The organism is Pseudoalteromonas sp. J010 (assembly GCF_003934235.1).
In the GTDB taxonomy this organism is placed as follows: Bacteria; Pseudomonadota; Gammaproteobacteria; order Enterobacterales; family Alteromonadaceae; genus Pseudoalteromonas; species Pseudoalteromonas peptidolytica.
The window spans coordinates 1-20,945 of the sequence record NZ_RDBW01000030.1; the positions used below are offsets into that span (position 1 = coordinate 1).

Annotated in this window: 15 protein-coding genes; 4 read left to right on the plus strand and 11 right to left on the minus strand. The window is 43.9% G+C overall.

The window, feature by feature from the left end:
• Positions 1 to 154: 154 nt before the first annotated feature.
• From EAG18_RS15850 to metA, 7 genes are all read right to left on the minus strand, one after another.
• A complete protein-coding gene (locus EAG18_RS15850; RefSeq protein ID WP_125253346.1) occupies positions 155 to 1,273 on the minus strand; it encodes a hypothetical protein in 1,119 nt (372 codons plus the stop codon).
• Between the two features lie 384 nt (positions 1,274 to 1,657).
• Complete coding sequence (hrpB, locus tag EAG18_RS15855; RefSeq protein WP_125253347.1) at positions 1,658 to 4,168, minus strand: ATP-dependent helicase HrpB; 2,511 nt, start codon at positions 4,166 to 4,168, stop codon at positions 1,658 to 1,660.
• Between the two features lie 84 nt (positions 4,169 to 4,252).
• Positions 4,253 to 6,121, minus strand: coding sequence for a GGDEF domain-containing protein (locus tag EAG18_RS15860; protein ID WP_125253348.1), 1,869 nt, complete (start codon positions 6,119 to 6,121; stop codon positions 4,253 to 4,255).
• Positions 6,121 to 7,005, minus strand: coding sequence for a hypothetical protein (locus tag EAG18_RS15865; protein ID WP_125253349.1), 885 nt, complete (start codon positions 7,003 to 7,005; stop codon positions 6,121 to 6,123). The genes EAG18_RS15860 and EAG18_RS15865 overlap by 1 nt, the downstream gene beginning before the upstream one ends.
• A gap of 407 nt (positions 7,006 to 7,412) precedes the next feature.
• The gene (metH, locus tag EAG18_RS15870; RefSeq protein WP_125253350.1) at positions 7,413 to 10,040 is read right to left on the minus strand and encodes a methionine synthase; all 2,628 of its coding nucleotides are present in this window, start codon (positions 10,038 to 10,040) and stop codon (positions 7,413 to 7,415) included.
• A gap of 9 nt (positions 10,041 to 10,049) precedes the next feature.
• Entirely contained in the window at positions 10,050 to 11,129 is a 1,080-nt protein-coding gene (locus EAG18_RS22400; protein ID WP_125253351.1) for a homocysteine S-methyltransferase family protein, read from the minus strand.
• Entirely contained in the window at positions 11,119 to 12,066 is a 948-nt protein-coding gene (gene metA / locus EAG18_RS15880; RefSeq protein WP_125253352.1) for a homoserine O-succinyltransferase, read from the minus strand. Before metA ends, EAG18_RS22400 begins: the two co-directional genes overlap by 11 nt.
• 178 nt (positions 12,067 to 12,244) lie before the next feature.
• Between metA and EAG18_RS15885 the strand changes: the two genes are divergently transcribed.
• Both EAG18_RS15885 and EAG18_RS15890 read left to right on the plus strand, forming a co-directional pair.
• On the plus strand, positions 12,245 to 13,135 hold the full coding sequence (locus EAG18_RS15885; RefSeq protein WP_125253353.1) for a DMT family transporter: 891 nt from the start codon (positions 12,245 to 12,247) through the stop codon (positions 13,133 to 13,135).
• Between the two features lie 96 nt (positions 13,136 to 13,231).
• Positions 13,232 to 14,677 carry a metallophosphoesterase gene (locus EAG18_RS15890; protein WP_125253354.1) on the plus strand — a complete coding sequence of 482 codons (1,446 nt, stop codon included), beginning with the start codon at positions 13,232 to 13,234 and terminating at the stop codon, positions 14,675 to 14,677.
• Positions 14,678 to 14,822: 145 nt separating this feature from the next.
• Here EAG18_RS15890 and ggt read toward each other — a convergent pair whose 3' ends face one another.
• Positions 14,823 to 16,565, minus strand: a complete 1,743-nt coding sequence (gene ggt / locus EAG18_RS15895) for a gamma-glutamyltransferase (protein WP_125253355.1) — start codon at positions 16,563 to 16,565, stop codon at positions 14,823 to 14,825.
• Positions 16,566 to 16,852: 287 nt separating this feature from the next.
• Between ggt and EAG18_RS15900 the strand changes: the two genes are divergently transcribed.
• Positions 16,853 to 17,035 carry a hypothetical protein gene (locus EAG18_RS15900; protein ID WP_125253356.1) on the plus strand — a complete coding sequence of 61 codons (183 nt, stop codon included), beginning with the start codon at positions 16,853 to 16,855 and terminating at the stop codon, positions 17,033 to 17,035.
• Between the two features lie 29 nt (positions 17,036 to 17,064).
• Positions 17,065 to 17,277, plus strand: coding sequence for a hypothetical protein (locus EAG18_RS15905; protein WP_125253357.1), 213 nt, complete (start codon positions 17,065 to 17,067; stop codon positions 17,275 to 17,277).
• A 91-nt stretch (positions 17,278 to 17,368) separates the two neighbouring features.
• Here EAG18_RS15905 and EAG18_RS15910 read toward each other — a convergent pair whose 3' ends face one another.
• The 3 genes from EAG18_RS15910 to EAG18_RS15920 all read right to left on the minus strand — a co-directional run bounded on the left by EAG18_RS15910 (position 17,369) and on the right by EAG18_RS15920 (position 20,944).
• A complete protein-coding gene (locus tag EAG18_RS15910; protein ID WP_125253358.1) occupies positions 17,369 to 17,986 on the minus strand; it encodes an HAD family phosphatase in 618 nt (205 codons plus the stop codon).
• Between the two features lie 532 nt (positions 17,987 to 18,518).
• Positions 18,519 to 19,649 carry a PAS domain-containing protein gene (locus tag EAG18_RS15915; protein WP_125253359.1) on the minus strand — a complete coding sequence of 377 codons (1,131 nt, stop codon included), beginning with the start codon at positions 19,647 to 19,649 and terminating at the stop codon, positions 18,519 to 18,521.
• A 218-nt stretch (positions 19,650 to 19,867) separates the two neighbouring features.
• The gene (locus EAG18_RS15920) at positions 19,868 to 20,944 is read right to left on the minus strand and encodes an NAD(P)/FAD-dependent oxidoreductase (RefSeq protein ID WP_125253360.1); all 1,077 of its coding nucleotides are present in this window, start codon (positions 20,942 to 20,944) and stop codon (positions 19,868 to 19,870) included.
• Position 20,945: the final 1 nt, after the last annotated feature.

The following is a 20,945-nucleotide window of genomic DNA, read 5'->3' on the forward strand; positions in this document are numbered from 1 at the left end:
TTAAGTGGTCTATTTTGAGGCGAGAAAATCTTGTCGATAACGAGGCAAAAATTTTGCTATTTAGTTGTTCTAAATGAGAAATTTTTAACGCTGTTAGCGTCAGATTTACTCCTTCAAATTGAGCAAGTATTAAGTCAAATTGGTATTATGCTCATCAAGCAGTGCGATGATATCGCCAAATTCCCTTAAAGGCTTTACTCGCTAAATAGAAAAATAACAGTGGCATGAGTACTAATTTTAATATTAGTAGCGAAACCACATTCAAAAAATCAATAAATAAAGACTCTGCGGCATTAAGCATATCAGTAATTCCACCAGATACCGCTTTAATTGCTCGACTGAGTGTGCCTTCTGTATCACCTTGAAGCTGCTCATTTAATTCATTAATAGCTTGTTGATGTTGGTCTTTCTCTCTATTAATGAGTGCGATTTGGTTATCTAGCTTTGCCTTTTTACTGTCTAGTTGTTGCTGCTTCTCTATAAGTGGTTTAGCTTCTTCACTTTTAGTAAATGTTAACCACTGTGACAAACTGCGATTAGCTTGCGCTGCTTCAATGTCTTTTGATAGTGCTTGAAGTTGTGCATTGAGCTCAGTCGCTTCACCGTGCAGCTGAATTTGTTGATTGGTTAGTTGTTCAATATGCCCACGATGTGTTTGTTTCTGCTCAGTGACTTTGGACTTTAACTTAGCACTTTGGCTGCTGGTCTGCGTCGCCTGTGATTGAAATACATCAACACTGCTAGAGACAACTTGGTTTTGTTTATCTATTTCATTATCTAACAACAACTGACTGGTGACGCCTGTCGATAAAATAACGAAAGGTACTAAAAACCGGATCAATATCATAGTCGCTAATATTTTAGTTCGCACATGTTGCCAAAGCCCCATGTACGAGCACATTATGTAACCAACCACGGTTACCGTAAACGCGATACTAAACATAACATGGGTTGAAATAGCGTATAGAATTCGTTGAATAAACAGTGAACCTATCGCCAGCTGCATTACATTAGATATGTATTCTGCTAAGTCATTAATAGGGTCGAGCAACTGAGCAGGCTGAATACTCGCTACGCCTATGCCGAGTTCTGCCGATTGCAGCAAAGAAATCGCACCATTCACGGTACGGGCAGAAGCATAGACCAATGAAGACTGAAGTAACGCTTCGTCAATAAACGCCATCATCGCAGCGTTAAATGGCGGCAGCCAACTGGCCAACACCAGCATTATTAACAATAAAARAATAACTAGCTGCCTGCTTTTTATTTGCATCTATTTCTCCCCTTCAACTATAGCCACGCGTTTTATACCAATTCTCTTAATTAAGTGGTCTATTTTGAGGCGAGAAAATCTTGTCGATAACTAGGCAAAAATTTTGCTATTTAGTTGTTCTAAATGAGAAATTTTTAACACTGTTAGCGTCAGATTGACTCCTTCAAATTGAGCAAGTATTAAGTCAAATTGGTATTACATCAAGCTTAACGAGTAACCGCGTTTGTTGCGAGCGAAGTTTTCCGATAGACCTAAATACAAAGCAGGCCATTTTCAATCATGTCTAATACTTCTGCATAAAAGCTAGATATAAGCCTCTTTACAGCATTAATTTGTGCAGACAAGAACAAGATGGAGTYTTTCCTACCACTCGCCTTTCGTCAATTAATGAGATTTAGGTTTTATCGAGCGACCGGGCTTTTCTTCTAGCGGCTTATCTGGCCAACGGTGCTTGGGGTATCGGCCACGCATCTCTTTAGCTACATCAAAGTAAGAGGTGCGCCAAAAATTTCCTAAGTCACTGGTAGTTTGAATAGGCCTTTTGGCTGGCGACAATAATTCGAAGCGTACCGCAACCTTACCACCAGCCAACATGGGTGACTCTAGCTGTCCAAACATTTCTTGCAGTACCACGGACACCGTCGGACCTTGATGCTCGTCGTAGCGGATCAAGACACGTTTTTCACTGGGTGTAATATAAAATTCGGGAGCCTGTGACGCTAATTGTTGCTGTTGATCCCACGTCAGTGTTGCCTGTAGCAAATTAAAGATGTCCAATTGTTTTAATTGCTTAATAGTACTCACACCGCTGAGATAAGGCAGCAACCACGTATCTAACTGCGCGATTAAATGGGCTTCTGAGATACACGGAAATTCATCCACGTGTTCGCCAAGCCATTTCGCTCGTGCAAGCCAAGCTTGGCTTTTTGCGGACCAGTTTAATAGCCCAAGTCCTTGTGAAGTTAAAATATCCTTCACACATGACTCAAATTCACAAGCAGGGATCTGACTTAGGTTTTGTTCTTTTAAGATAAGTGCCTGGTAACATAGACGGCGACGCCCAAGTATCGCTTCTTTTTTATTGTCTAGCTGATAATGGGTTTCCTCGCTTAACTGCGAGGCTAACTGTTCAAGGAGTAGGCTCTGGCTCACCGCACAAGCCAGATATACTAGGCCATCTTTGTTTTTCCCATCCACATCACATACCACTAAATATTCCTCACCTTGCAGCGTATCTGCTTCGCGTAGCGTTACGCCTCTACCATTGGCAAGTAAATAACGATTGTCACCGTGAGCACGCTTTTGCGCAGCGCGATCAACAAAGGCATGCAGCAGCAAACTAGCAGTATGGTTATGTATATCAGTAAGTGAGAGGCGTTCGATGTTTAACACAATGCCCAGCTTTTTAGCAAAAGACTTGGCTAAAGTAAGTACAACTTCAGTGGTCGCACGATGTAGGCGGTAAGCACTAGTGGCGGCCTTTTTGTCTTTACTATACTCAACTAATGCCAACAATCGCCGAGTAATATCACTGTTTTCGGCTTGTATTTGAATATCTCGTTCACTTAACATCGCCGCTAACAAGCAAGCAATTTGCTGTTCTTGTAATGTGCTACTTTGCAATAGCATGCTTGCTAACCTTGGCGCAACCCCCAGCGCCAATGCCATTTGCCCAGCGGTTAAAATTTTATTTTGTTCATCAACGAGGTTTAGCGCGTTATTAAGTTGACGGGCAACCGTAAAGTGTCGTTCTGGCGGTGCACTTAGCCAATTAGCATCTTGGTATTGCGTTATACCCCAAGCACTTAACTCCAACGCTAGCGAGCAAAGATCGGTGGTCGTTATCTCTTCTGGCTGAAAGTCACTCAAGGTGTTGTGCGCACTTTCTTGCCATAAACGTAAACAGTACCCTGGCTGTAAACGTCCTGCTCGCCCTGCCCTCTGAGTGGCAGAAGCTTTAGATATCATTACCGTATCCAACCGAGAGAGGCCACTTTTCACATCATAAGTCAGACGCTTTTCAAGTCCTGAGTCAATCACACCCGTGATCCCTTCTATGGTCAGACTGGTTTCAGCAATATTTGTGGCAAAAATTACGCGTCTCACCGCGGCACTTTGTTTGCTCAATACTTTTTCTTGCTCTGCCAATGGTAAACCACCGTATAGCGGCAAGCATATAATGTCCTCTCCAAGTGTGGCTTTGCAGGCTTCTATACAGCGTACTATCTCTCCTTGACCTGGGAGAAATACCAAAATATCGCCACTCTCTTGCACCCTAAGTACCTGTTGCAATGCACGCAGAACATGATCAGACAAATACTGCGACGGTTTACCAAAATAGGCGACGTCAACGGGGTAAGTTTTTCCTGAACACGTCAGTATCGGGGCATCATCGAGATAGCGAGATAACAGTGCGGTATCTATGGTTGCCGACATGACTAGCAGCTTTAGGTCATCTCTGTAAGCTTGTTGTACTTCATATGCCAGCATCAACGCTAAGTCAGCATGAATAGAGCGCTCATGAAATTCATCAAAAATAATCAAGCCAACATCCACCAGCTCAGGATCCGCTTGCAAACGGCGTGTTAATACCCCTTCAGTGACTATCTCTAACCGTGTTTTAGCCGACAGACGTTTTTCGTTGCGAATTTGGTAACCCACCCGCTCACCAACGGTTTCTCCTAGCTGCTTTGCTAAATAATGCGCAATAGATTTAGCCGCAACTCGACGTGGCTCTAGCATGATAATTTTTTTATCACCGAATAAGCCTGCCTGTAATAATCGCAGCGGTACTAAGGTAGATTTACCTGCACCCGGCTCCGCTTGTAATACCAAACGACTATCTGAGGCAAGTGTTGAAATAATATCGGGAATAACAGCTTCTATGGGTAACAAAACGGGTCGTACTTTTTAGGTTGTTTTACCCTACATAATACACTTAAATGGCGCCATAATGTATGCTATTGCCTGCACAGCTTGTTACCCCGCTTTTCGAGAATAGATAAGATCAGCAAGATTTGAGAGCGTGCTCAGTCTCCCTGTTTGTAAATACGTCTGTAGGTTATGTGCAAGTGGACTGCTGCCGCTAAGCACCTCACCCTCTCCTGCTAAAACACCGACCCACGCGTTTCTGCGCGATGCTTTTGCAAGATATAGCCCACCATCAGCCAATTCTAGTACGTGCTCCCAGCCAAGCTTTTCAGGCTCACTAGGGTAAAAAGGATAAGGAGCGAAGCCGATTGAGCAAGTACAATTGATAACTTGGTCATTGACGATAAAAGGGTAAATTTCCACTTGCCGCCTGATCCACTCCATCACTTCCTGTGCTGCCACATAGTCTAAATCAGGCATCACCAGCAAAAACTCTTCTCCACCCCAGCGAACTATCGTGTCTGACTCACGGGTACACTGCTTTAAAATTTCAGAAAAATCTTGTAAAACTATATCACCAGCGGCATGACCAAAAGTGTCATTGATCCCCTTAAAGTGATCAATATCTACAATCACAAAAATAAGATCTGCATTGCCTTTTGGCTGCGCACCGTGCCAAGCTTGACGGCATGCTTCAATTTTACTGTCAATAACACTAAAAAAATGATGGCGATTATTAAGTCCTGTCAGGCTGTCTGTAAAGCTCAAGGTTTGCAGGCGTTTGTTGCGCTCAGCAAGCTCTTCTGTTCGTGCTGTGACTTGGCTTTCAAGTCGTTTGGTGTACTGCCTATTTTGCCAGCGCCAATAAATCACGGTGATAAGCGTAAAGGTAAGTAATGCAATTAACAGCCAACGCTGCTGATTGAGCCTCGCATTCTCAATCTGCTGTTGGTGAGCAATAATAAGCTTTGCCTGCTGAGCATTATCACGCTCAAGTGCATCAAGCGCTTGTTGTTGCTGCGCAAGCGAATACTGCGCTTCGAGTTTCAAAAGTTTGCTATTACGCTTTTGCAAATTTAACGACTTTTCAGTCACAGTATATCGCTTTAGGTATCGATGCGCTTGTTGATAGTTACCTTGCTGGGCATACGCTGCCGCTAATATCCATTGAAGCTGAGACTGAAACAGCAAAAATCGCGTACCTAATGTGATTTCTAATCCCTGTTGAGCAAGTGTTATCGCATCTTGATATTCACCGGCTTGTAACGCGATCCGCGCTCGCTGCACCGCAGCCATAATGCGCATCCGCTGATTCTTCATCAGGTAGTTTTGCTCATCCAACTTTTGGATAATTGCTCTTGCTTGTGGGTACTTACCGAGCTGCAAATACGCCCATGAACGCGTTAAGCTTAACTGTGCGATAGTTTCTTGACGAACAGAGGAAGCTAACGGCGTGGCTGCGGTTTTAAGTGCCAATCGATATGCGCCTTTATCCATATATAGGCGTGCTTGCCAGAGCATAATCTCAGCATGTATCTGCGCGTTATCGTCAATTGTTTCTATCAATTGTAACGCTTTGTCTAAATACCGCTGTGCAAGATCAAAACTTTCAAGGTCGATATCTAGATGTGCAATGGCAAGATAAGTCGTGGCCTTAAGCATAGTGTTAGCTTCAGATCCAGCGAGTTGCAAAGCTTGTTGATGCAGATCCAGCCCAGCTTCAAACTCACCAAAGTGTTGCACTACACTCCCCTCAAGCAATAGGGTTTTAATTTGCAATTCTTTATCACCCTGCCCTCGTGCTTGCTCTTTGAGGGCACGAATACTGGGCAATAGCGACAAATCATAGTCTTCTTCCACTGAAAGTAGCAAAGCATCGTACATCTGCTGCATGTGTGCTTTAGATTCATAAGCCAACGTACCAAAGGACGGCAAAAGTGCAAAAACGACACCAAACACCATAAGCAAAAATTGCATCAATCTACCTCAACTAACATTTTTGCATTAGCCACCTGCCAATTCGCAACCCTTTTATTAATAAAGCCAGACTCAGTAAGTGCTCGCTTTATGATCCCCCTTTGCTTTAATACGTTTAAACCACGATTTAGCGCTGCAAATATTTGCTCACCTTCAGGGTGATTTTTACTAACAACGAAATGGCGAGAATCGGGTAATACAACTTTAATGTCTTCTATAGGAACATATTCTTTCCCCTCAAAGGTTAACACCAAAGAATCGCTCACACTGAAGTTGATCAACATGGTATCAACCACATTGCTTTCCACCATCTCTAACATAGTTTCCCATGGACCTATAAAACTCACCATGTGTAAATCTGTATTCATCAGGGCTCGCCAATCAACTGCCCATCTCGGGTTAGAAACCACATCAAGCTGCCTCAATTGGGACAGCGGAGTCTGTTGCAACGCGACATTGCGCTTTGTAACATACAAACCCGCCTCATATTCACCAACCTCAACAATAGGCTCAGAAATAAATAATGCGCCTCGATAATCTACGATACTTTCATGCCAAACACTGCGGGCCAGAATTAAGCTCTCTCCTGCTATCAGATCGGAAAATTCTAAAATATTGACAGATGGTTTTGGGTTGAATACAACTTGGCGGGTTTCACCACCGAGAAACAGCGCTTGTTGCAGTAACACCATTTCGATGATTTCGATATGAGATCCCTTGGTTGTGGGATGAAAGGTGTCAACATCTAACACATGACGACCCGCAAGAAAGTCTTCGTAGCGTTGACTGAAATTTTCACTGCTAATGATGTCTACAACAAGCTGGTTGCTTCCCCAGCTAATGGGCGAAATAAACAAAAGCCAACATACCCACTTCATTTTCATTGTTGACGAAAACCTTATTATTAACAGTTATTCAATCTAGTATACGTTAGTTTAGCCTCCATTGTTAACCACAAAACAACATTATCTAATGAATTTGGATGCTTAATTTATCTAGCTCAAGGTTTGAATTTGGAACTATATTAATTATTTTATTTAAGTGGTTTATTTTGAGGCAAGAAAATCTTGTCTGTCACATCGCTTTCGCGTCCTGATCACGCCGAGGTAACTACATCTGTAGGCAAGGCATAAACCTTGCTATTTAGTTATTCTAAATAATAAATTTTTAACGCAGTTAGATTTCTGCCTTCAAATTGAACAAGTATTAAGGCTAATTGGTATCAGTCATAGGATGTGTTGTTTAGCGCAATAAAAAGCCCTATAGAAATAGGGCTGTATCATCATCCAGTTTATGTCGTTTCGTAGCCGAGGTTTGGGCTGAGCCAGCGCTCAGCTTCCGCTAATGACATCCCTTGGCGCGTCGCATAATCTTCAACTTGATCTTTTTGAATAGTCGCAACGGCAAAGTACTTAGAATCTGGATGCGAGAAGTACCAACCCGACACCGCAGCTCCCGGCCACATGGCGTATGAACTAGTCAGCTTCATACCGATACGGTTTTCGACATCTAACAGTTGCCAAATTTTTTGTTTCTCGGTGTGCTCAGGGCACGCTGGATAACCAGGCGCAGGGCGGATCCCTTGATAGTTTTCACGAATCAGCTCTTCATTACTCAGTGCTTCATCCGCAGCAAATCCCCAATGCACTTTACGCACTTGCTCATGCAGATATTCGGCAAATGCCTCGGCTAAGCGATCTGCAACTGCCTTAACCATAATCTTGTTGTAGTCATCTTGCTTAGCATCAAATGCCTCGGCCAAGTCGTCTTCTTCAAGGCCGCCAGTGACGGCAAATGCGCCGAAATAATCAGGTGTGCCTTTAGGTGCAATATAATCCGACAAACAATAGTTAGGAAAATCGGCTTTCTCGGTTTGCTGGCGCAGCTGACATGACGTAACTAAGACTTCACTTCGTGACTCATCTTTGTAAATCTCAATATCGTCACCCACGCGGTTAGCCGGGAACAAACCAATCACACCAAGTGGCTGCAAACTACCATCTCGCTCTAGTTGATCTAACATAGCATTGGCATCATGAAACAGTTTTTGCGCCTCTTCACCAACCACTTCGTCTTGCAGAATACGTGGATATTTACCAGCCAATGACCAAGTCATAAAAAATGGCGTCCAGTCGATGTAATCGCGCAGAGTTTTGATGCTCACATCTTTAAACTCAGTGATCCCCAACTTACTTGGTACCGGTGGCGTATAGTTTTGCCAATCAAGTTTTGCAGCATTATCCCGAGCTCGCGCTAAGGTAACCGGTTTTGAGCGTGGCTTTTTACGCGCTTGTTGTTCTCGCACTTTGACGTATTCATCCGCGGTTTTTGCCAAAAATTCGGGCTTTTGTATTTTACTTAGCAGGCTAGATACCACACCAACCGCGCGACTGGCGTTATTGACGTAAATCACACCTTTGTCGTACTGAGGTTCAATTTTAACTGCGGTATGGGCTTTCGATGTGGTAGCCCCACCAATAAGCAATGGAATATCAAAGCCACGGCGTGTCATTTCTTTAGCGACATGCACCATTTCATCAAGGGAAGGCGTAATAAGGCCAGACAAGCCAATGACATCAGCATTTTCATCAATGGCCGTTTGCAGGATTTTTTCTGCTGGTACCATCACCCCTAAGTCCACAACTTCGTAGTTATTACATTGCAGTACCACGCCCACGATGTTTTTGCCGATGTCGTGTACGTCGCCCTTCACCGTGGCCATGATCACTTTACCGTTGCTAGTGCCTTCTTCTTTTTCTGCCTCAATGTAAGGATCAAGGTAGGCCACCGCGCGCTTCATCACTCGAGCAGATTTCACCACTTGTGGCAAAAACATTTTGCCCGCGCCAAACAAGTCGCCAACCACGTTCATGCCATCCATCAGTGGCCCTTCAATCACTTGAATTGGCTTATCAAACAGCTGACGACAGGCTTCTGTGTCTTCGTCAATAAACTCTGTGATCCCTTTAACGAGGGCGTGTTCCAAGCGTTTTTCAACTGGCCAAGAGCGCCACTCTAGATCTTCTTTTTTGTCTGCTTGCGCCATACCTGAGTATTTAGGCGCTATCTCAACCAATCGCTCGCCAGCACCAGCATCGGTATTGAGGATCACATCTTCAACGGCATCACGGAGCTCTTTTGGAATATCGTCATACACTGCAAGCTGACCGGCGTTAACAATCCCCATATCCATACCCGCTTTAATCGCATGGTACAAAAATACTGAGTGGATAGCTTCACGCACTGGATTGTTACCACGGAATGAGAAGGATACGTTCGATACGCCCCCAGACACTTTACAGTGCGGTAAGTTTTGCTTGATTCTGCGCGTGCCCTCGATAAATTCAACGGCGTAATTATCGTGCTCTTCAATCCCCGTGGCGACCGCAAATATATTTGGGTCAAAAATGATGTCTTCTGGCGGAAACCCAAGCTCATCAACCAAGATTTTGTAAGAGCGCTGACAGATCTCAAACTTTCTATCTGCGCTCTCCGCTTGACCAACTTCATCAAACGCCATAACTACCACGGCTGCACCAAAACGTTTGATAATTTTAGCTTGGTGAATAAATGGCGCCTCACCCTCCTTTAAGGAGATTGAGTTTACGATGGCTTTACCTTGAATACATTTCAGGCCCGCTTCAATGACTTCCCATTTAGACGAGTCAACCATGATGGGAACTTTTGAAATATCCGGCTCTGACGCTATCAGATTGAGAAACTTTACCATCGCAGCTTTTGAGTCCAACATGGCTTCATCCATGTTGATATCAATTACCTGAGCACCATTTTCAACTTGCTCTCTGGCAACATCTAATGCAGTTTCGTAATCTTCTTCTAGAATAAGGCGCTTAAACCTTGCTGAACCCGTTACATTGGTACGCTCACCGACGTTAGTAAATACTGCTGTTTGTGTCATGGTGAATTCCTAATTTAAGTTACAGGCTTCAAGACCAGCCAAACGCATCCGCACTTCGATGTTAGGCAAGCTACGCGGCTGGGTTTGCTCAAGGCCTCTCGCGAAGGCGCGAATATGCTCAGGTGTGGTGCCGCAGCAACCACCAACTATGTTGATAAATCCTTCTTTACCCCAGTCGATAATTTCTTTTGCCATGTCATCGGCTTCTAAGTCATATTCACCAAACTCGTTGGGAAGCCCAGCGTTTGGATGCACAGAGGTAAACGTTTCACATACCCGTGATAGCTCTTCTACATATTGTCTTAATAAATCTGGACCTAGCGCACAATTCAGACCAATGGAAATGGGTTTAATATGGCGAATGGAGTTATAAAACGCCTCTGTAGTTTGCCCTGACAGCGTACGCCCTGATGCGTCGGTTATAGTACCAGAGATCATCACAGGTAATCTCACCCCAGCTTGCTCAAAGGCTTCCTCCACACCATAAGACGCGGCTTTGGCATTCAGGGTATCAAAAATAGTCTCAATCAAAATAAGGTGCGCACCGCCTTCAATAAGGGCAAGCGTTGACTCGACATAGGCTGCAACCAACTTGTCGAAAGTGATATTGCGAAAACCAGGGTCGTTTACATCAGGAGAAATGGAGCAGGTTTTTGATGTTGGACCAAGTACACCTGCCACATAGCGAGGCTTGCTGGGGTCTTGGGCGGTAAATTCATCGCACACCGCACGTGCAAGCTTCGCCGATTCGAGATTAATCTCTCGACTCAGGCTTGCCATATCATAATCTTCCATTGAGATAGTGGTGGCATTAAAAGTATTGGTTTCAATGATATCCGCGCCAGCAGCGAGATAATCACGATGGATCTGCTTAATAATCTCCGGCTGCGTCAAGCTTAGCAGATCGTTGTTACCTTTGATAAGGACATGCCAATCTTTAAAACGTTCACCACGATAGTCCTCTTCTTCTAATTTGTGCTTTTGGATCATTGTACCCATCGCACCGTCTAAGATCAGAATACGTTGCTGCATTGCTTGCTTAAGCTGCACTGCAATTTGCTCACCGTTTACGGCTACATTATTCGGCATAATTGTTAGTCCTTACATCTTGGCTAACTAAGTTAATATCATAAGGTGTGGTTTGGTAAACATAGTAGTTTAACCAATTTGAGAATAACAAAAACGCGTGACTTTGCCATGTTTTGGAGGGGCGCTTTGTGGTGTCATTCTCAGGAAAATAGTTTTCAGGCTGCGGTGCATTAGCCATTTTCTCACAGTCACGTAAATATTCTTTTTGTAACGTGTCAGCATCATACTCTGGGTGACCTGTGATATAGACTTGGCTGCCAGAATGGTTTTTTATTAAGTAAGCACCCACTTTTTCTGAGCCAGCTAAAATTACAAGGTCTTTACATGTATTAATTTTGTCGACATCAATATGGCCATATCGAGAATGAGGCACTAAAAATTCATCGTCAAAGCCGCGAGTCAGCGCCCCATGGTCAAAATAACAGTGGTGCTTAAACACCCCACACAGTTTGTCCTCTTTGAGCACCCGCTTTAAACCATAGTGATGATACAAACCGGCATGCGCTGCCCAGCAAGAAAAGAGCGTTGAAGTAACATGGTGCTCTGCCCAATCAAAAAACGCCTGTAACTCTTGCCAATACACCACATCGTCATACTCAAGATGCGCCAGTGGTGCGCCGGTGACGATCAAGGCATCATAGTTTTGCTCTTTTACATCTGAAAAATAACGGTAAAACATGTCTAGGTGTTGCTCTGAATTTTCAGAACTGCGATGAGTGTCTAGCCGTAGTAAGTCGACATTCACTTGCAAAGGCGTATTGGCCAATAGCCTAATAAATTGCACCTCAGTTTCCACTTTATTTGGCATCAAGTTTAATATGGCAAGTCGCATAGGGCGGATCTCTTGCGTTGATGCACGGCTTTGTGGCATCACAAAAACATTTTCATGACGCAGTTGGGCAATGGCTGGGAGTTCGTCGGTGACGGTGATTGGCATGCGCTGCTCCAGACTAATCGAATGGCATTATTATGGACAAAAACAGGAAAATTTCAACCTCTAGATGTATGGACGTCCAAAACCCCGTAATAACGATTTGATCTCGCTCCCTCCCCATTTTTTGTTCAATGTATGTATACTTGCCACCAAATTAATAAGCACAAGCAGCGTGGTATATATGATTGGCATTGGGGAAGCGGCAGCAATTGCAGCAGCAGGAGTATGGGCTGGTTCAACAATTTTATACAAGCGATTTAGCCATCACCTCAGTCCGTTTGAGCTAAACGTCAGCAAAGGCGTTATTGCTTCTGCTCTGATGGTATTATGTTTACTCGTCACCGCTGATACCATGTACCCCACCTTACTCTCTAGTTGGGGCTGGCTGATTGCCAGTGGCATACTGGGTATAGCGATTGGTGACAGCGCCTACTTTGCTGCACTTAGAAATATTGGCCCTGCACGCACTTTGGTGATTGAAAGCCTAGCACCTGCCATTGCTGGGATCTTAAATATTATTATTCTTGGTGTTTATCTTAGTGCATCAGCTTGGCTTGGCATTGCTATCACGACCGTAGGCGTAATGCTCGCAATCAAACCAAGTCGTAGCCAGCCAGTTGTAGACAACAAGCACTATATACTTGGCGTTTGCTTCGCACTTACAGCGGCTGTTTGCCAAGCTGCGGGTATGGTACTTTCCAAAGGCGCATTAACTAACGAAAGCATCAGCAGCTTGTGGGCAGCACTTATCCGTCTCGCCTCAGGTACCTTATTTGTGGCCTTTATTGTCACCTATTTGCGTTCACAAAGCCTACTTAAGGCACTTACACTGAAACAAATTCAAGGCAAAAACTGGCTGTTTGTTGCGGTGTTTTTTGGTACTTTTATCGGCCTATGGCTACAGTTGATATCCGTTAATCACACCGACCCAGCCATCGCGCAAACCATCTTTGCAACGGCACCGCTTATGGTGATGACGATTGGGCTTTTACGCAGAGAAACTATCACTAAATCAATGCTATGTGGTGGGTTGATTGCGTTAGTTGGGGTGTTTTTGCTACTAAGGGGATAGAGTATCGGTGTGATCACAGATATTTGCATTGAAGGCTCGCAAACTATTAACAATCAATTAAACTTCCTTCTACTACATTAAAAAAGGAATGAAGTCATGCGCGTTATCATTGCCATTGCTGCGCTCAATTTAATAGCTTGCAGTAGTACACTTGCTGTACAACAAGTAAATACCAAAGTGCTCGGCGCTTACACTATGTTTGCGCCCTCAACTACTGAAACCCCCAATATTTATGCTCGAGTGATTGTCGATGGTGTACTAACCGACGCCAGCCAATGTCCCTCTCTTATCTCAAATAAAGCTGTCACACCAATGACATTAAGAGCAAAACGCCCAAACCCGACGCACTTTCCTGTTACCGTATGTGAAGCAAAGCTAAGATCAAACACTGCCTATACAGTCACCAATAGCGCATTTTCGTTAGCACCAGTCACCTTTGACCCTAAGAAAATCGCGGTTTTCGGCGACACCGGCTGTAAATCGTCAGTGTGTAAAAACAACAACGCTGCTGAGCCGTTTAAAAGCCTTACGGCGCAAGGAGCACAACAACGACCACAGCTACTGCTTCACATGGGAGATCTCAATTATCGCGGTACTGGCGGCGCAATCTCTGGGGATACCTACGCCTATGACGCAGGTGACGGCGGCTACGGTGGTGCAAGCTGTGGCTTAAATGACACTTACTACAGCCAAAACGCGCTAAATAGCCCCAGGCCAGACACATGGAGTAATTGGCAAGCCGACTTCTTTTTTGCAACGCGTCAACTTTCAGCTACGGCACCATGGATTTTTGCACGGGGAAATCACGAGTTGTGTAGTCGTGCTGGCGTTGGTTGGTTTTACTTTTTTGGCCCAGGGGCAGCCCTCCCTGATGCTGTAGAGCAACAACAATGCCCAGCACAAGGTGATTATACTCAACCACCAAAATCTGCAAGCGCACATATCATTGTGCAAAACTCCTATACCATCAATTTAAAGCCGCTCAGTATTTGGGTAATGGATAGCGCGAATGCGTGTGATGCCAGTGCCGATAATGGGCTAACTAAAGTTTACCAGCAACAATATCAAAGACTAAATGTCAGAAGTGAATTACTAAAAACCAAGCCCATGTGGATCATGAGCCACAGACCCATTTGGGGCGTTGAAAACCCAACAACCAAAGATACCCTAAACGTAATGCTACAAACTGCATTGAAACGCACCAAATCTGGCCAACTGCCCGATCATGTAAAATTATCGCTCGCAGGACATATGCACATTTATCAGTCTTCAACTTTTGCAACAAGCACCGCTAGGCCGCCGCAAATTGTCGTAGGTAACAGTGGTGTTAGTTTAAGTAACACCAATGCCTTTAATGAATATGATTACAACTTGGATGGTGAAAATGCGGTGGTGAATACACAAGGCAAATTTGGCTTTTTATCAATTGAACTTGGTAAAGGAGGAAAGTGGCAAGGACAGTTTTTGGATGAAAATGGTGCTGCCTTTTTAACTTGTGATAGTGAAATTTCAGACAAAAAAGCGGTGTGCTTAGCAAAATAAAAACGAATATTTCTTAACTAACCTAAGGTTTGGATAAGCAATAGATTGGCAAGTTTTGCTTTCAACTTATAGCCTTGTGGCATTTGCTAAACTAGGGGCTGCTACGCCCCTATTCCATTTACTCTAGACTGAGGTGAGAAGTGAGTTAATACCCTACCGCAGCACTGTCAGCTCGTCTTGGATCTGAGGAACCAAATAGCCCTTTATCGGTAAGCATGATTGACTGGGTCGATCCCATGGCGTTTTTTTCTGAAAGCCTGTGTCCTTTACTTTCGAGTAGGCGTCGGGTGTCACCATTTAAACTACGCTCTATCCGAATTTCATCTGGTAGCCATTGATGATGAATACGCGGAGCCACGGTCGCTTCAGCGATATTCAAGCCATGATCGATAACATTCATAATGACCTGTAACATGGTGGTGATAATTCGTGAGCCACCCGGACTACCTGTTACTAAAAAAGGTTTACCCTCTTTCATCACGATGGTCGGGGTCATCGAACTTAGCGGACGTTTCTTACCTTCAACAGCGTTGGCTTCACCACCGACTAACCCAAAGCCATTAGGATTACCGGGTTTGGCCGAGAAGTCGTCCATTTCGTTGTTGAGTAAAATCCCCGTCCCTGCCGCTACAATACCCGAACCGTAGCTAAAGTTTAAAGTATAAGTGTTACTAACTGCATTCCCCCATTTATCAACGACGGAATAGTGCGTGGTTTGGTTACTTTCGAACGGTAGCAATTTACCGGGCTTAATTTCACTACTTGGCGTTGCCTTATCTGGATGTATCTTTTTACTGCGTTGCTTTGCAAACTGCTTATCAACTAACGCCTCAACTGGTACGTCATAAAAATCAGGGTCGCCCAAGTACTCACTGCGATCAGCGTAGGCACGCTTCATAACTTCAGCCATCAAATGAATAGTTGCGGCGCTGTTATGACCCAGCTCACCAATTGGGTATTGCTCCAACATATTTAACATCTCTATGATGTGAACTCCACCTGATGAAGGCGGCGGCATCGAGATGATTTCGTAACCTCGATATGACCCTGTTAGCGGCTGACGCTCCAGCGCTTTATATGCTTTTAGATCGTCAAGTGTCATAATACCACCAGCCGCCTCTACTGCCGCAACGATTTTCTTAGCCGTCTCGCCTTGGTAAAAACCCGCACTGCCCTTTTCTGCGATTAGCGTTAAAGAGTGAGCAAGATCAGTTTGTACCAACCATTCATTTGGTTTGTAGCTACTGCCATCTTCTTTATAAAATATTGCCTTAGACGCGGGTACATCTAGCATTCGCTGCTTAATGTAAGTATGAGACAAAGAGTTGGCTAGATCAGAGGTCACTTTAATGCCATCACGCGCCAGCTTTATCGCCGGTTGAATAACTTGGCTAAGGGTCATGGTGCCATACTTTTTTAGTGCTAACTCCATCCCCATAACAGTGCCTGGGACACCCACAGCAAGGCCATGTTGAAGGCTAAGTTTAGGGTCTACTTCGCCGTTTTCATCAAGAAAAATGCCATTATGGGCGCTACTTGGCGCCATTTCGCGATAATCAATAGCGATGGTTTTATTTTCTTTTGCTAAATGCACCAACATAAAGCCACCACCACCAATGTTTCCAGCCCTTGGTAAAGTTACCGCCAGACTAAACCCAACCGCAACTGCTGCATCAACGGCATTACCACCTTGCTTAAGGATCTCTACACCTATCTGACTGGCAAGTGCTTCTTGACTCGACACCATACCATGCTCAGCCCAGATTGGTTGCGCCGTAGCTTTGGAGCTAAATATGGGTGACTCATCAGCATTCGCCATGTTTCCAAGCGCAGCACCTACGCACAAGGAAACAGAGCAAGACCACACCAGTGCTGTTAATTTACGCATCTTCATTCCGTTTTTAATTATTCTCATGATGCAGTGTTGCATGAATAAAAAGACCAAACAATCTCAATGCGTTGGGCTACTGACAATGTAAATTCACCTATACCCTAGTTGTTAAATTTGTAGTTAGAGAAAGGCTTATCAGCAAGAGTTTAAGCTAAACAGCGTTAGAGAAACTAAAAAGGAAACACATCAAAAACATATTTGACAAAAATTTTACATTAGGTACATTCAATATTGCAGTTTGTTTTTTATACGACCATGTCAGCTTTCACGATAAGGACAATAAGATGAAATTAACACTAGCAAAAAGAAATATAAAACAGCTCAACCGCACAACAGCTTTGGAAAAAGCCCAAACTCCAAATATCGCAGGTGGTTATATTACCGCGGGTTGTGACAGGGAAATAACCGATTTATGTAACAGCAAAGCATTTGRCTCTTGCTATAACTGTGGTTCACTTCGCTGTTAATACTCTTTTACAACTCAAAGGAGATAACTATGAAAATTAAGCTGAATAAAAGACCACTTAAAAACTTGAACAATACTCAAGCTATCGCACCGCAAGCAACTGCGCAAATTGGTGGCGGAGCTAACCGTTTGAGCGATTTAGACTGTGTACCGACTAATCGTCAGAATTGTCACACGGGTGCTGTATCTTGTTACGGTGGTCGCAATTGCGCTTTCACTAATCGCCAATATATGTGTGACTAACCTGAGTTTCGGATAATAAATTAATTTATTTCGCATCCAAACCTCAGGTTATTTCGCTCGCGCTGGGGCTTACTTTAAAGGTCAACGCTGGTTAAAATGTTAGCCCCAACTCACGCAGCTGGCGCTCAGCTTGCGCTGCATTAAAAAATTGAATGCCGTGTAAACCAACCTGCTTTGCACCTTCAACGTTCGCCAGGACATCATCGAGGAAAACACAATCACCCGCAGCGAGTTGATAGCGCTCCAGTAAATGAGTAAAAATAGCTTTGCCAGGCTTCATGCAGCCAAGTTCAGCAGAAATAATTTCACCGTCAAAGTATTGCCAAAAAGTATGACGTGCTTTTAAGTGGCTTACAATTTCATGTACGTTGTCGGTTAGGGCATAAGCACTATAGCCAGCCGCTTTAAGGCGCTGCATCAATGAAAGCGTGCCATACAGCGGGATCAATGATTCTTTGATATAAAAGAACAACTCCTCCGCTTGCTCTGACGTTAAATTGCAGTGTTGTATAAAGGCTTGCTTCGTCTGTGCTTCGCTCAGCTCCCCTCGGTTAATCGCAAACCAAGTCTCACTATGGAACAACTGTTTAGACAACCCCACCACATCACATTCATTGCCAAAAGTAAGGCGTACAATCTCCTCAGGCGACCACCTAACAAAAACATTACCCACATCAAAAATTACGTGCTTTATACGACAAATAGCCATCCTTGAACCTCATTAGTTATACCAATTTGACTTAATACTTACTCAATTTGAAGGAGTAAATCTGACGCTAACAGCGTTAAAAATTTCTTATTTAGAACAACTAAATAGCAAAATTTTTGCCTTGCCTACACGGATGTAGGTACCTTGGCGATAGCAGGACGCGTTAGCGGGGTTATCGACAAGATTTTCTCGCCTCAAAATAGACCACTTAATTAAGAAAATTGGTATTACGTTAAATTTGGTATTATTATGCACAGTTTTTATGTTGATGCACCACCAATTCGTTTAACTGCAATGACGTAAAACAGTGCCATGTATTTATAGTACATTACTGATAAAACAGGTTAGGAATACTTTGATTTTAGGAGGCCAAGCTCACTTCAATGCTTATCATGAGTAAGGCAATACAAACGCCATGCTGGAGTTTACATGTGGCATTTATGTCACTTAAAGGTTCACGTTGGATAAGTAAAAAGCTGCAAGTGTCCTGCCAACAAGCAGTATAAGCGCTAGTCGCTCACGCACGCTAAAATTAATTTAACATCGCAATCAATTGCCGACCCGCAGCAATCGTATTGGTTTCACCGTTATAAATATTATCGCACTGCTTGGCGTCAAAGACTTCTTTTATCCACACAAACAAATCTTTATTGAACATCACTAACATTTCAATTGGAATATCGCTGTCACTCAAGTGTTGCGTCAAACATACTGCAACCTCATCGATAATTAATGCTCCATCATTAAACTCAACACAAAAGTATAAACTGTTAGCCAGCTCCTTATACAGTTTGATGATCAGCTCAATACGTTGCTGCGAATAACCATTCGCCTGTATCAAACCAACTTCCGCGTCCACCTCATCCACAGCTTCGAGTAAACAAGCAACGTCATCTTCTTCAATTGGGCATTCTAGCCAAAAGCCTTCCGCTGACTCAGGGCCCTTTTGCTGCTTGCTAGAAAAAGCACCTAGATCATCTGGCCCCATGTCAAAAAACGCATCTTCAAATAGTTCCTCGGCCGCTTCAGAGCGCAGGTTACCATTGAGAAGCTTTTCATTTTTTTTAAGCTCAGTTAGTGTTTCATCGAATAACTCTATAGCATCTGGTGTTGATTTACCTTTGCTGCGAAAGCGGCGAGCTTCTGGCCCTACAAATGCTTGATTGTGGGTCGCATTAAAGTAAAAACGCTTAAATACTGTGGTTGATTCTTGAATTTGCTCCGCGAGTCGTCGCAGGTTGGTTAGGTCTTTTTGCATTGATATGTAATGAGTCGCAACACCTTGTTCATTGCACACCGCAGATATGTTCCACTCTACAGGATACATGCTGCCATCTTTACGATAATTAATAGAAGAACCATAGAAAAAGCCATCACGCTCTAATGCCGCACTGAGCTTGGCAATAACACGCTTATTACTCTTCGGGCCTTGCAAAATAGCAGGCGAGTTACCAACCAGCTCAGCTAATTCGTACCCTGTGTGAGTACAAAACTTTTTATTTGCATAAACAATGCGATAGCCGTTATTGCGATCAGCATCAGTGATAACTACCGCATGATGGGAGTGCATCAATACTTGTTTAAGTAATTCAATTGCGGACGTTTGCTTCAAAAGCTGACTAAAAAAGAGTGTCTCTTCGACATTTTCTTGCTGGATAGGCATAGTACACCCAAAGACCAAAGCCGATTAACCGAACCTCATTTAACATTAGCTCAAATCCACAACTGTGCTAATTTATTGACGCCCAACTTACTACATTAATTTGATACCAATTTGATTTAATACTTGCTCAATTTGAAGGAGTAAATCTGACGCTAACAGCAAGATAACGACCGACGACTAGGGCAAAGCCTTTTATTTCTATTGCGTGGGTTCAGCAATCAAGCTAGTGTTGTACCGTGGTAAAAATATTGTCGATGTTCTAGGTATCTGGCCCATACTCTATCCATTTGTGACTGATAAAGCTCAGTAGCACGTGTTGATCTCAGTCCGTGAGCGACGAGAATTTCTGCTAACTGCATACTGCTATTCATAGCATGCAGCATTCCCTGCGACGATAGCGGGTCAAAGCTCATACCAGCATCACCTACTGCAAACCAACCGTCAGCGGCACAACGCTCCAATCGTGCAGAGTTAGCATTCACCATAGGATGCAGCCTAGCACCTTGACGATTAACTAAATCAACCAAAGTACTAAACCCTTTCACCTGACGTGCTCTTGCCAAAAATCCATCTACATCAGCTATACCGCTGCGTTTTATGATTTCGGCAGGTGCTTGCCACGAAAAGACTCGTGTCTGCATGCCCGTATTTTGTGATAGATACGCGGCACTTGGTGCACTATACCACCAGCCGTGTGTTTCATCACTGATCACCGCAAGCTGTTTTGAGGTAGCCACTGGTGCCGTCAGCCAAAGCGCCATTTGCTTGTCGCTTAACACTAATTTGGCACCCAGCTGCCTAGCAATATGGCAACTTCGTCCGGTTGCATCAATCAAAAGCTGGGTCGTCAATTCACTCTGACTTTTTTGACTGGTAACCTGTACCTGCCAGTCCATATCCGCTTTGGTTATCCCTGCTACTTTAGCCGAAGATAACAACGAAATACCACGGCGTGCCAACTCATCTCTGAGTTGCTGTTCAAAGTGTTGCCGATGAATATGCCAGCCAAGACCATCTGGATTTTTGACGTTATCCACTATCGTTGGATAGTCGCTGCCCCAAAAAGAAACCATGCCATGACTAGTTGTATGTTCAGGGCTTTGTAGCAAGTGCGATAAATGCAATTTTCTGAGCACCCTAGACGCAGCTGGAGGTAGGCACTCACCTACCTTTTCTTGTGCCTGTGCCTGCTTATCAATTACGACAACATGGTAGTGTGGGTGCAGTGCTAATGCTAGAATACACCCAGCAATACCGGCTCCCACAATAACAATGTCTGACTTCCTTTTCGTCATA

Coding starts and splice junctions, on each gene's coding strand:
- metA (WP_125253352.1), bottom strand. CDS start 12,066: ATGCCAATCACCGTCACCGACGAACTCCCAGCCATTGCCCAACTGCGT.
- EAG18_RS15885 (WP_125253353.1), top strand. CDS start 12,245: ATGATTGGCATTGGGGAAGCGGCAGCAATTGCAGCAGCAGGAGTATGG.
- EAG18_RS15905 (WP_125253357.1), top strand. CDS start 17,065: ATGAAAATTAAGCTGAATAAAAGACCACTTAAAAACTTGAACAATACT.
- EAG18_RS15915 (WP_125253359.1), bottom strand. CDS start 19,649: ATGCCTATCCAGCAAGAAAATGTCGAAGAGACACTCTTTTTTAGTCAG.
- EAG18_RS15860 (WP_125253348.1), bottom strand. CDS start 6,121: ATGCAATTTTTGCTTATGGTGTTTGGTGTCGTTTTTGCACTTTTGCCG.
- EAG18_RS22400 (WP_125253351.1), bottom strand. CDS start 11,129: ATGCCGAATAATGTAGCCGTAAACGGTGAGCAAATTGCAGTGCAGCTT.
- EAG18_RS15920 (WP_125253360.1), bottom strand. CDS start 20,944: ATGACGAAAAGGAAGTCAGACATTGTTATTGTGGGAGCCGGTATTGCT.
- EAG18_RS15865 (WP_125253349.1), bottom strand. CDS start 7,005: ATGAAAATGAAGTGGGTATGTTGGCTTTTGTTTATTTCGCCCATTAGC.
- ggt (WP_125253355.1), bottom strand. CDS start 16,565: ATGCGTAAATTAACAGCACTGGTGTGGTCTTGCTCTGTTTCCTTGTGC.
- EAG18_RS15910 (WP_125253358.1), bottom strand. CDS start 17,986: ATGGCTATTTGTCGTATAAAGCACGTAATTTTTGATGTGGGTAATGTT.
- metH (WP_125253350.1), bottom strand. CDS start 10,040: ATGACACAAACAGCAGTATTTACTAACGTCGGTGAGCGTACCAATGTA.
- EAG18_RS15890 (WP_125253354.1), top strand. CDS start 13,232: ATGCGCGTTATCATTGCCATTGCTGCGCTCAATTTAATAGCTTGCAGT.